Origin of the sequence: Sphingobacterium sp. CZ-2, from assembly GCF_004526235.1 — a bacterium.
GTDB lineage: Bacteria > Bacteroidota > Bacteroidia > Sphingobacteriales > Sphingobacteriaceae > Sphingobacterium > Sphingobacterium tenebrionis.
The window spans coordinates 2330380-2342804 of sequence record NZ_CP038159.1 but is presented as its reverse complement, the minus strand read 5'-3'; the positions used below and the strand labels follow the sequence as shown (position 1 = coordinate 2342804).

General features: G+C 42.0%; 14 protein-coding genes. 2 read left to right on the top strand and 12 right to left on the bottom strand.

Features of this window, described 5'->3' with window-relative positions; all coding sequences use genetic code 11:
• Positions 1-8: 8 nt before the first annotated feature.
• Entirely contained in the window at positions 9-1337 is a 1329-nt protein-coding gene (locus E3D81_RS10425) for a TlpA family protein disulfide reductase (RefSeq protein ID WP_094280393.1), read from the bottom strand.
• A gap of 308 nt (positions 1338-1645) precedes the next feature.
• Between E3D81_RS10425 and E3D81_RS10420 the strand changes: the two genes are divergently transcribed.
• Both E3D81_RS10420 and E3D81_RS10415 read left to right on the top strand, forming a co-directional pair.
• On the top strand, positions 1646-2056 hold the full coding sequence (locus E3D81_RS10420) for a helix-turn-helix domain-containing protein (RefSeq protein ID WP_002993277.1): 411 nt from the start codon (positions 1646-1648) through the stop codon (positions 2054-2056).
• A 7-nt stretch (positions 2057-2063) separates the two neighbouring features.
• Entirely contained in the window at positions 2064-2480 is a 417-nt protein-coding gene (locus E3D81_RS10415; RefSeq protein ID WP_002993276.1) for a helix-turn-helix domain-containing protein, read from the top strand.
• A gap of 118 nt (positions 2481-2598) precedes the next feature.
• On the opposite strand, the gene E3D81_RS10410 is transcribed toward E3D81_RS10415, so the two are convergent.
• The 11 genes from E3D81_RS10410 to E3D81_RS10360 form a co-directional block, all read right to left on the bottom strand.
• Positions 2599-3432, bottom strand: coding sequence for an RteC domain-containing protein (locus E3D81_RS10410; protein ID WP_037459503.1), 834 nt, complete (start codon positions 3430-3432; stop codon positions 2599-2601).
• A 235-nt stretch (positions 3433-3667) separates the two neighbouring features.
• Positions 3668-5893 (bottom strand): multicopper oxidase family protein, encoded by a 2226-nt coding sequence (locus tag E3D81_RS10405; protein ID WP_245153196.1) that lies wholly within the window; start codon positions 5891-5893, stop codon positions 3668-3670.
• A 61-nt stretch (positions 5894-5954) separates the two neighbouring features.
• A complete protein-coding gene (locus tag E3D81_RS10400; protein WP_002993272.1) occupies positions 5955-6410 on the bottom strand; it encodes a heme-binding domain-containing protein in 456 nt (151 codons plus the stop codon).
• A gap of 32 nt (positions 6411-6442) precedes the next feature.
• Entirely contained in the window at positions 6443-6862 is a 420-nt protein-coding gene (locus E3D81_RS10395; RefSeq protein ID WP_002993270.1) for a hypothetical protein, read from the bottom strand.
• A gap of 26 nt (positions 6863-6888) precedes the next feature.
• Positions 6889-7413 carry a DUF305 domain-containing protein gene (locus tag E3D81_RS10390; RefSeq protein WP_002993268.1) on the bottom strand — a complete coding sequence of 175 codons (525 nt, stop codon included), beginning with the start codon at positions 7411-7413 and terminating at the stop codon, positions 6889-6891.
• Positions 7414-7424: 11 nt separating this feature from the next.
• Positions 7425-8090, bottom strand: a complete 666-nt coding sequence (locus tag E3D81_RS10385; RefSeq protein WP_002993266.1) for a DUF3347 domain-containing protein — start codon at positions 8088-8090, stop codon at positions 7425-7427.
• 6 nt (positions 8091-8096) lie between these two features.
• Entirely contained in the window at positions 8097-10217 is a 2121-nt protein-coding gene (locus E3D81_RS10380; protein WP_002993264.1) for a heavy metal translocating P-type ATPase, read from the bottom strand.
• An 18-nt stretch (positions 10218-10235) separates the two neighbouring features.
• On the bottom strand, positions 10236-10541 hold the full coding sequence (locus E3D81_RS10375; protein WP_002993263.1) for a hypothetical protein: 306 nt from the start codon (positions 10539-10541) through the stop codon (positions 10236-10238).
• A gap of 14 nt (positions 10542-10555) precedes the next feature.
• The gene (locus tag E3D81_RS10370; RefSeq protein ID WP_245153195.1) at positions 10556-11320 is read right to left on the bottom strand and encodes a DUF3347 domain-containing protein; all 765 of its coding nucleotides are present in this window, start codon (positions 11318-11320) and stop codon (positions 10556-10558) included.
• Positions 11321-11704: 384 nt separating this feature from the next.
• Positions 11705-11884, bottom strand: coding sequence for a hypothetical protein (locus tag E3D81_RS10365; protein WP_002993259.1), 180 nt, complete (start codon positions 11882-11884; stop codon positions 11705-11707).
• Positions 11885-12145: 261 nt separating this feature from the next.
• Entirely contained in the window at positions 12146-12367 is a 222-nt protein-coding gene (locus tag E3D81_RS10360) for a heavy-metal-associated domain-containing protein (protein ID WP_002993257.1), read from the bottom strand.
• Positions 12368-12425 lie beyond the last annotated feature (58 nt).

The following is a 12425-nucleotide window of genomic DNA, read 5'->3' as shown; positions in this document are numbered from 1 at the left end:
AGTTTGGTTTATAGTTCAGAAATGACAAAAAAATCCAGCACTCTTTCATCTTCCACGATGGCAATACCGAATGGTTTAAGTTGCCTGTTAACAGCTTCCACATCCTCAATAGCATGTGCTATTTTTGGGATGGCTATTTTTTGGTCAGTAAAATCATTTACAACAGGAATATGCTGTATATCTTTATTGGTCTTGTTTACCCAAGCCGAAAGGTATTGTAAGCCGTCTTCGGGTTTATTGGGGATTATTGTCGTTTTCCCTATAATCTTAATGGTATAGCATTTTGTATTACGTTTTTCCATACGCCCATTTATGCCAAAGTGATAATTGAGGTCAGCCTGTACTTTTTGGGGAAAGTGCTTCAATACTGACAATGGGGCAATCCATTCGTAGCAATACTTATCCTGTAAAAACCTTTTCTCCGAAACAGAAAATGGTTCCTTCAACTCCAGCTTTGTCCGGTTAGGTGGCATTGTTAGCAATTCTCTAAATGCAAGTTCGTACATACGGCGGATGTCAGCATTGGTAGATAGTACCCGAAAGGTGCTCTCTTTTTCGTTCACTTTTGGTAGAGCATTTGAACGAGGAATGCCTTCTATGGCTAACGTAATAATACTTCTGCTAACAAAAAAATCCCCGTCAGCACCATTATTATTAAGCAGTAATGGACGTGTGTCATCATAGGTAAGGTTGTCCTTTTTCTGTGCAATGCTATTTGCATTGCCTTTCAATGCCGAAGTAATATTTTCCTTTGTTACATCAGATGAGTGTGTAATAGCTTGTACTTCGCCGGATTTGCTAATCCATACCTCATGCGGCAACATGGTGTAAGGGAAATGGAATTTATATGTATTGTCATCGGTAACTGAAAACAAGTTTAATCGGGAAAGTACTCGATTCTTCTTTAAGAATGCTTTTATTTCGTTGGCTTTCTGGTCTGTCATCGGTAAAATGATAACATCGTCTTTAAACTCCTTTTCCAGTTCGTGAAGTCTTGGCAATGCAGCTACACAAGTACCGCACCACGTACTCCAAAAATCCAATATTATCAGCTTGCCTTTGTAATCGGCAAGGGTGATGTTTTTTTTGTCCTGCGGGTGGTTCACCACCTGCAAAGGTGTGTTCCAAAGAGCATCAGGGATTTGGTCGCCGATGTTTAAAGCGGTGATGTTTTGGTTGTTTGCAGTCCCGACTTCTCGGGACTGCGGACGGGCTATGCCGACACCAAACAACATGAAACAAATTAGAATTAGGAAGTGCCTGCCGCCCGTTACCAGTTCCGGGTTATGGCAGGCTATAAAAATCGTTATCCTATTACGAATAAGTTTATTCGCCATTGGGTTTATAAATTATGGTTATTGGGAAATGATTAATTGCTCCGAGTATGGTTGCAAGACGTGCTAATCCGGGCTTTTGATGATGCAGCGGAGGCTGAATTTCTTTGAGAAGAACAAAACATCGCTTTTTATCCCTCCCGTTGGGGAAAGGAAGTAATATTGTTTATAATTGTTTGTCAATCTTCTCACTATTAGTTATTTGTTCCAAATAACGTTGAAATGGAGATTTTTTTGAAGTAATTTTGGTTGTCTATTATGCTTTTTTGGTTGTCTTTTATTATATTTACGCTATCAAATGACAATGAAATATGCAAGAGGAAGACAAAGTACACGTTTTGGAAACGCTGGAAGAAAACCATCAGGGCAGAAATGCGCAGCGTATCCGTATTTACTTGGGCATTAAGCAAGAAGTGCTTGCTAATGAATTGGGTATGAGCCAGCCACAAATTTCTGCCATAGAACGGGAAGCTGTTTTAGAGCCGGAAATGTTGGAACGATTTGCTTTTGCATTAGGCGTAACCCCTGACCTCATTAAGAAATTTGATGTGGAACGAGCTATTTATAATATCAACAGTTATAAAGATAGTACTGTTCAACATGGTGAGAATAGTACGCAGAATATTAATCCGTTAGATAAAGTAGTCGAGTTATACGAACGGTTGTTGCAAAGTGAGCGGGAGAAACTGGAATTATTTATAAACCAAAAAAATCATTCGTAAAATAACAATGGAAAAAGAAAAAGAAACCGTGTATTTGGAGGGGAAAAACCACATGGGTATAAAAATTGGCAGTGCAAGGCGATTGGTAGGTATTACGCAAAAGGATTTGGCAGAGCGTATGGGTGTGACCAAGCAAGCTGTATCTAAATTGGAACAAACCGAGAACGTGGATGACGAACGATTGGAAAAAGTAGCTATTGCGCTTGGCGTAAGCGTAGAGGGTTTGAAGAAATTTGATGTGGGGCAGGTTCTTTACCATACTAATAATTTTTACGAAAAGGTTGAACCGACAAATGGTGCTATGGTTGGTACAGTAAGAATTGAAAATAATCATCAGTTTTCAATTGAGCAGGCAACCAAGCTGTTTGAAGAATTATTGAGAATGGAACGGGAACATTTTCAGAAAGCAAAAGATAAGAAATAACTAAAGTATCTTTTAAAGCATAACGATAGATTCAGGCTTCCCTCGTAACCAAGAAGCGAAGAATTTTAAAAGAAACGGCGGATCTGCAAGTCCGCCGTTTCTCTTTCTATCGCTGTCATTATTTTTCCTCCTGCTCATCCATTTTCTTAATAAGGTTATCCCGCAGTGCATCAAGGAATTTGGTACGGTTTCGTTTCCGGTTGCGTATTTCGAGATAGGTATGGTAAAAGTTTCCCAAATCAATATTAAAGGCATTTTCAAAATATTCCGCTATCAACCTAATATCCGTATTGCCATTATCGAGAACGCTTTGGTAGTATAGGGAGTAAATGAGTTCTGTCAAAGCAGCTTTACTACCTGTCCAGTTCAGCCCCGAAATAGCAGTTCGTTTTATAAACAAACGCTTGTAGGTGCAGTAAAGCTGGTCTTCGAGATACACCTGTATCAAATCATTCGCCATTATCTTGGCTACCTTATAATCGTGGGAAGTAGAAAAAGATTGGTCGGACTGAAAATAATAGGTATCCAGCCACAGTTTTATATCGTGCTTGCCCCGAACAAACATTTTCTCGTCAAGAAACGAGTTGTTGCTTCGGTAATATTTATAAAAATCAATGTTATTGTCGAAAAACCTTTTTAGCTTCTTCAATTCTTTTTTAAGATATTTTCTAATGCGCTTAGCCCCGTAGGGCTTCCTCGTCTCGATTTTGTAAATGGCATTATAATAAATCAATTTTGAAACAATGACTGGCTTTTGATATTTAAAAAATCGGATTTCTTCATCAACATTTGTAAATCCTCGTTTCAAAACATAATCTTTAATTTCGGACAGACATTCCACAATCCGGTATATAATGGCTTCTGTCCGTTGTACCGGGTTATCGTTTTCAATCTCCAGTTCTTGGATTTCTGTTTCCAATTTAAGATATGTTTCATTGTAAAATTTATCCATTCGTTTCATTTTGATAAATATGATACTGATTAATATAGAAATGCTAATACTGCTCGTATTAGCCCATGCAACTACATGAAAGAACAACCAGTATGATGCTGGTGGTGGAACTGTTGTATTGTCTGATGGGTTGTAGTATGATGCAGGTTAATCCAAACGAATTATACCCCGCATCACCCACTGTATTTTGCCGTAATTTTACGGTTTGCAGTTTACAACCATCCGGTATTTTATTTTAATATGTCAATGCAAGCCCTACACCAAATCCCATATCACTATCATAGTGGGTACGTATACCTATATTTTTATTGATGATATACCTAAGCTCCCCCATATATTCTAAGTCGGTATTTACCATGAAGCCACCTCTTAATCTTTTTGAAATTGGAATATCTTCGCGCATTAACTGCAATCTTACAATTCCATCGTGATATACTTCTGCCTGGAAATTGACCAGCATAGGTAACGTATACATAAACCCTAAACTGAACGCCTTGCGGGTGTCTTTCTTGTTGGTTTGTCCAAATATGTTCTTTTCGTGCTCATCTTCTCCCATTTTCCGGTAACGAAAATCAAAACCTACAAAGGGCATGAACCATTGCATCTTTCCAATGTATCTACCTAAGTGAGTTTCTACTTCATACCCGTGCATACTATTATAGCCTAAGCGCCATTCTGTTCCTAATTGATAGCGTGCATTCATTAGCATAGCTTCTCCATCATTACCATTGGTTGCAAAATCGTTTTGTGCCATAAAATGGGGCATATTACTTTCTCTTTGCAATTCTTTATAGGCTTTTGCCTTGTCAGGTAAATAGGGGTTATTGTAGTCTCCAACTTCAAACACCCTGTTCATTCCCGCCATCATGTGATATAATATATGGCAATGAAAGAACCAATCACCTTCCTCATTTGCTAAAAACTCAATGGTATCCGTTTCCATAGGCATGATATCCAACACATTTTTAAGCGGCGATTTTTCGCCTTTTCCGTTTATCACCCTAAAATCAAATCCGTGAAGATGCATTGGATGCCGCATCATCGAATTATTATAAATGGTAATCCGTAGGATTTCTCCTTTTTTTACAGGTATTTTGTCCGTTTCCGAAAGTATTTTATTATCCATGCTCCATACATAGCGGTTCATGTTGCCAGTAAGTGTGAACTTCAACTCTTTTACAGGCGCATCTTTTGGAAGGGAGGTGTTGTAAGGCGATTGCAACATAGCATAATTTAATGTTTTGATGTCTCCCAAGGCATTAGCGTTGTAACGGTTAGGGTCGTCATCCATGTTCATACCTTCATGCTTGCTGTGGTCTGATTTCTTTGCTGCATCTCCGGTAATTTCGGGATACATCACTACATTCATGTCCATTTGGTTCAGGCTCATCTTCATGCCCATATCGTCCAAATCGCCATTCATTTTCATCATATCGTTCATCATCTTCATCCCCTCGAAATACTTCAATCGTGGGAGCGGGGAAATAAGCTGTTTGACCCCATCACCTATAAAGTAGCTTGCTGATTGTGTTCTGTCCTCGGTTGTTGCTAAAAACTCATATGCTAACCCATCTTGAGGGATAGTCACTACAATATCGTAAGTTTCAGAAACTGCAATGATTAATCTATCCACTTCTACAGGCTCAACATCATTTCCATCATTCGCTACTACTGTAATTTTCCCTCCAGCATATCTTAGCCAGAAATACGAAGACGCCCCGCCATTGGAAACGCGTAATCTGACTTTGTCACCTGCTTTTAGCTTTTTACCACCAATTGTTTTCAAATCGGTGCTATGGCTACCATTTATTAGGATTTTATCATAGTAAACATCACTGACATCCATCGCCAGCATCCGTTTCCACTCATTTTTTACCTTTACGCCTAATTTTCCCTCCTTAATAGCTTCAACGTACGATTGCGTAGCACCTTTCTTAATGGCCGCCCAATCATTTGCATTGTGTAGCATACGGTTGATGTTATCCGGGTTAAGATTTGTCCACTCACTTAATATAATCGGGACGGTCGGCAAATCGTCAATTCCTTTTCTAAAGGTTTTATCGTCGCCTCTTTTTTTCATGATAAAACTACCGTACATGCCTATCTGCTCCTGCAAGCCTGAGTGCGAATGATACCAGTGCGTGCCATGCTGGATAATCGGAAAACGGTAGGTGTAGGTTGTACCCGGTGCGATGGGCTTTTGCGTAAGCCAGGGCACACCGTCTTCTTTATTGGGCAGGAACACACCATGCCAGTGCAGTGATGTGCTTTCTTTCAATTGGTTGTGTACCACTATTTCGGCAGTGTCGCCCTCGGTAAAGGTAAGGGTGGGCATGGGGATTTGCCCGTTTACGGCAATCGCCCTTTTTTGCTTACCTGCATAGTTGACAAGTGTATCTTTTACATACAGCTCGTAATGCACTACTCTCTGTGCAAACAGCGTTTGCGTGCAAAGCAGCATCAGCACTGTTTGCAATATTCTTATGGGTATTTTTTTATATCTGTTCATTCGTTGAAAAATTTTATTTAATGCTGTCTTCCATTGTGCCAAACCACGCTATCAAAACCTGCTTATCCTCCGGTGACAATACTGCATTACGATGAATTAGCGTATATGACGACAATGGCATTTCCCCGTCCTTAACCTGCCCGGCCATAGCCCTGAACTTGTTTCGCTGCCTGCGGACAGAATAGTCGCCAAATTCGCTAAAGTTGAGTTCCTCTTTCCCCTTTTTTATATGCTCTGCCATGTACCATGCGCCGGGCTGGATACGGCTGTACCACGGATAATGGGTATTGTTGCTATGGCAGTCATAACAGGACTGAACAAGGATAGCCTTTACATTTTGGGGTACGGTGTACACCCTTTCGATATGGGTGGCTGGCACTTCAACCGCCTGGTTCCGTAAGGGCTGAAAGAACTGTATGGCAATCAGGACGACAGCCAGCCCCAATATGATTTTCTTCTTTATGGTCATAATTATTTTATTGTGGCTTCATCTTTTTGTGTCTACTGTTTTTTCACATACTTGGCATAATTCTCCTTGTTTTCAAAATAAGAAACTTCACCGTTATTTCCTGTCACAGCAATCACCGCATTAGCTTTGTCTACCTGCTTATGGGAATAGGGGTCTATCGCCATCCGCACGGTCGCATCTTTTGGAATACGTTCCTTACACATTTCGCAACATCCGTAATAGGTTTTACCATCAAATTTTACGTCAAACTGCCTTTTGCCCATATAGGCATCGTTGACCATGCAGACTTCATCCGATGGAACCAATTCACCTATTTGGGTAGTATGTCCGTTGCTTTCCGGAGTTGCCTGCGAATGCTGCTGTTCCGCTTCATCCTTATTTGACCCCGCCTGACCGCAAGCGGTGAATAGCAGGGTTAATAAGGAAATAAAGCCAATTATTATTTTGTTCATGTCCAAACTTGTTTTTTTAAATTTTATTATTTACTTTCTTCAAACTCTTTTAGCTTGCGCTTCATTAGTTCAATTTCTTCCGCTTGGGTTTTAAGTATATTTTTTTGCAGCTCTATCAGTTCCGGGTCGGTCAGGTGTGCCTTTTCGGACATCAATATGGCTGCTGCGTGATGGGGTATCATACCCTTTGCAAACTGCTTGTCCCCGACATTGATTTGTTCCCTGATACCAAACCATGAAAAGATGCCAACAGCAACCGAGATGATGGCTATCGCCCAATTCATCTTCCTGTTGGGGTACATTACTTTCATTATCGCTAATTCGATAAGCAGCATTGCCGAGGTCATCAGCAGGGTCATGTACAAATTGTTGATATTGGGTATCAGGTTCTGCCACCCGTCAATCATGGCGTACATGATAAAATACATCACTGCGAACATGGCTACAGCCATCACCGCAAAGCGTTTGTACATGGCCGAAGCATGTTTTGTATTGTGCGTGCCATGCTCCGAGGAATGACCCGCATGGTGACTGTTTTGCATATTTTCCATAACCCTGAATTTTATTTGCTGTTAATTGTTTTTTCCACCTTACCGCAGGTCAGCATTTTAGAACCGTAGTAAGGGTTTTTGATTTCCTTGTTTTCGCTGAACCAAACAGCACCCTTACCGTCATTGAACATCGGGCAATGGTCCTGATACAATGTTTGCGATGTACCGAACAAATCAATCAGGTCTTTCAAATCTTCGCCAAGCGAGGCCAAATGTTCCCGCTGGTGGTGGATGTTGCCGACATTTTCCCCGATATGTTCTGCGTGTTCTTTAGCATCGTCCGCTATGTCCATGTACTTTTTGTGCTTATCGGCAGGAACGGCTTTCATGTCCACTTTATTCAGGGTAGCTAACAGCTTTTTCCCTGAACTGGCGGCAGCTTTGTCATCGTCCGAAACAAGGGCGTTCTTTAAGGACAGATAATCGGTAACTATGGGCGCAATAGAAAAGTTTTTTGCTTCTTCTTTTCCTGTTGCTTTTGCTTCCTGACCGCTCGGAGTTTCACTCACAACGGGCGCAGCTACCGTATCATCCTCTTTTGGTTGGGAAGCTGACTGTTCTTGTGATACAACAGCAGTATCACTTGAAGACTGCTCGTTTTTGTTGGATGCCTGATTGCATGATACTGTTACAAATGCCATGATAACAGCAATGATTGATAATGTTAGATTTTTCATTTTTATTTATTTTTTGATTTTTAAAAAACTTGCGTTAATAGCCACTACAATGGTGCTTACACTCATCAGCACAGCACCCATAGCGGGACTTAAAACAAAATTCGGATAGAGTACGCCTGCCGCAAGGGGTATTGCCACCACGTTGTAGCCAACCGCCCATATCAGGTTCTGTACCATCTTTTTGTAGGTAAGTTTGCCGAAGTCAATCAGTTTGACCACATCCCTCGGGTCGCTGTCTACCAATATGATATCCGCTGTTTCGGCAGCCACGTCCGTACCGGAACCCACGGCAATGCCCACATCTGCCTGTGCCAGTGCAGGTGCATCATTTACACCATCACCAGTCATTGCTACGATTTCGCCTTTTGCCTGAAACTCCTTTACTTTCTCCTGCTTGTTGTGCGGAAGCACATTAGCCAAATACCCGTCCATACCCAATTTTCCGGCTACGGCAGCAGCAATCCTGTCGTTGTCCCCGGTGAGCAGAAAGGACTTGATGCCCATTTTTTTGAGTTCCTCAATCGCCTGTGCCGACCCCTCACGGATGCTGTCTGCCAAAGTAATGATGCCGATTACCCGGTCATCAATGAGGACAAAGTTGACCGTTTCGGCTTCCTGATTGATTTCGCTTGGTATTTCCGGCAGGGAAAGGTGGTTTTCGGTGAAATAATTCGGGCCGCCAGCTACGACATTTTTCCCGTTCACAACACCTTTAACACCTATGCCCTGCATATAGCTGAAGTTTTCAGACTTCCATAAGGCAAGGCTCTTTTCTTTCAATGTAGCCATAATGCCTTTGGCGATATGGTGTTCCGAATTTTGCTGTACTGCGGCAGCATACTGGATAACCTCATCGGCATTATATTCGTCTGTTAACGGTATAACCTTTTCTACGGCATGGGAACCTTTGGTGAGCGTTCCGGTCTTATCAAAAATGACGGTGGAAAGTTTTCGGGTGGTTTCAAATGCCGTACGGTTGCGGATGAGCAGGCCATTGGTCGCCGAAAGCGTTGTGGAAATGGCGACCACCAACGGGATAGCCACGCCCAATGCGTGCGGGCAGGCCGTTACCATTACCGTCACCATTCTTTCAAGCGCAAAGGCAATATCTCCACTGCTTGCATACCAATAGGCAAATGTGCCTATGCCCACGGCAATGGCAATAAAGGTGAGCCATTTGGCAACTTTGTCCGCAAGGTTCTGTGTATTAGACTTAGTAGCCTGCGCTTCCTGCACAAGATTGATAACCCTGTTCAGGTAGCTGTCTTTTCCCACGGCTGTTACCTTAACTTTCAGCGCACCATCGCCATTGATAGAGCCTGCGATGACCTTTCCGTCCTTTTCCTTTTTTACGGGAACACTTTCCCCGGTAAGCATACTCTCGTTGATATACGAAAGCCCCTCCAGTACCAATCCATCGGCTGGAATTTTTTCTCCCGGTTTTATGATAGCCGTTTCACCGCTTTGCAGGTCTTCGAGCTTTATCTTTACAGCTTCTCCGCCACGTTCCACGGTAACATCGTTGGGCAGCAAAGCCACCAATGACTGTAATGCCCGTGAAGCAGCCATTTGGGAACGCATTTCCAGCCAATGCCCTAACAGCATGATGTCAATTAGGGTTGCCAGTTCCCAAAAGAAGTCCATACCCTGCAAGCCAAATACAACGGCTACGGAATAAACATAGGCTACGGATATGGCAATGGCAACAAGTGTCATCATCCCTATGGCTTTGGCTTTCACCTCGCCAATCATTCCCTTTAGGAACGGTAAGCCTCCATAGCAATAAATCACCGTACCCAATGCCAACAGCACATATTTATCGCCATTGAAAGCAAGGGAGAAACCCAACCATTGCTGTATCATGTGCGACAGGAGCAGGATAGGGATTGTAATGACAAGGCTTATCCAAAAACGTGTGAGGAAATCGCCTGTATTATGCCCCTCATGTTTATCAAAGTTTTCGTCATCATGGCCATGTTGAGAATGCCCGGAATGCTCATGTTCTGGCGTGTGTTCATGAGAAGCTGACGTACCGCCACCGGGAACCAATGCCATGCCACAAAGAGGGCATTTGCCCGGTTCGTCTTTTAGCACCTGCGGGTGCATGGGACACGTGTATTTTTTCATAACAAGGGATTTTAAAAGTTATGTTGCATTTAATTTTTTTACCATCTCATGGGTCATTTCTTCAGCATAAGTACCATAGGCATCAACAAGTACCCCTTTGCTCTTACCGTCATTGGACGATATGGCATAAATCACGGCATTGTTATCAGGACTGCTGTCGAGGCTTTCAAACCTATGAGTTTCCGTAACCGTAAAATCCTCCGGTTTTAGTTTCAGGCTCTTTGACGCACAGTAAAGGCAGTCCGGCAACAGACTAAAATCAATACTGTACCCACGTTGTCTTAGGTCTTTAAGAGCCTGCACCATATCACTATACTGTTCCATAGCTTTCCGACCTGTTATTTAATGGTTTCGACCGTACTGCCGCAGGTAAGCATCTGTGAGCCGTAATATGGGTTTTTAATGGCATTCTCTTTACTTAGCCAATTGGCCCCCTTACCTCCATTGTACATAGGACAGTGCTGGTAATAAACTGGTGTATCCTGTTTAGACACTTTAGCCAGTATGTAGATGCTTCCCGAAAGTGCCGCAAAAGCACTTCTTTGTTTTGCAACGTCTTTTGATTTTGAAATGCTTTCCGCATTAGCTGTCAAGTCCTGCATTACTTTCATCCAAGCCGTATGTTCCTCTGCCGAAAGCTTGTTCATATCGACTGCTTTAAGGGATGCAGCCAATTCAGCGGCTTTGGCAGATGCAGTTGCCTCATCGGTTTTTATCAAAGCATCTTTCACTGAAAAGTAGTTGTCAAACACAGCTTTTAGCTGTGATTGATTTTGAGCTGCATCCTTGTTAGCGGGTGCTGCCATTTCACCGTGGTTGTGATTGCCATGTCCGACTTTCATGTCCATTGCCGCCCCTTTGTTTTGGGCAATTGTCTTCAAAGGTCTATCGTACTGGCAGCATTCAGCCAGTTTCGCATATACGTCATCCGGCGCACGGAACTTCTCACTATCATAACCCGCCAAAGCGATACGTTTCAGGATTTCATCCTGATTTGTTTTCTCGCTGTCATACGTGAGCGTAGCCATCTTGGTATCTTTGTTCCAGTCCACGTTGGCTACCTTTTTTATGTTACCTGCTTTTTCGATGGTGGTTTTACACATACCACAATTGCCGTAAATCTTTACGGTTTCTGTTTTCGCATTTTTGATTTGTGCGAAACCATTCATTGAGGATAGTAATACGGCGATTACCATCACTATTTTTGATAATGATTTCATAATAATTACTTTTTAGAAATGAAGTATTGAAAGCCCATTTCTGTTTTAAACTTTAAATAAATGATACAAATAAGGGATTTGCAAAAAGCCGAAGCGGCTTCTGACAGGACATACCTATGGCTGGCAGGCCATAAATTTAGCTTATTTTAGGCGGTAGCCAAATGGAAAAAAAGCCCGAAGAATAATAGGCTTCTTTGAAAGCGAATTTTTGCTTTTTAGCTGCTGCTAAGTGATCTTTTGCCTTTAATTCGATTACGGTTGGGACATTTAGGGAAGTGGTTGAAGCACCGCACCTGCAAGAGCTGTGGGAACAACCGCCCCCGCATTTGTCACTTTTGCATTTTTTACAGGATTTGCTCTTGCAACCTTTTGTATGTTCTGATTTTTTGGATTTCTCCTTTGAGCAGGAAGACTGCTCGGTCTTTGTTGAATTTTTGGAACAGGCATAGCTCTGACTTGGTATCATAAAGAAAACCAAACAGAACAATGTCAAAATGCCTATATGTATTCTATAATTTTTCAACGCAACAAAGTTACAAATTAGATTGGTTTTTTATATCGTTTTACGTTTTTTTTGCTATATGGAAAAATAATGCCATATACGCAATAACCTATCGCCTTTTTTCAGAATTGATAAAATGCCCTTTTTCATCAACCCAACCTCATGGAAATTCGGTCGGAAAAAGGGCATTTCAAAAAGTTGCTGGCTTAGGCATCCAAAGGTTCTATTTTGAAGCCTGCCTTTTGCACGGTCGATATTACTTCATGCTCGGTAATGCCCTCGGACTTCACGGTAAGTACTTTGTCCTTGTTGGCCGTGTCCACTTCCCAATGGCAGATGCCCTCTGCCTTGTCCAAGTGCGGCTTTACAGATGCGATACAGCCGCCGCAATTGATGTTCGTCTTGAATTGAAATTGTTTATTTTCCATTGTTTACAAATTTTAGAGTTATCTGATAATGCAAATTTCCGTACTATTCAGTTAGTTA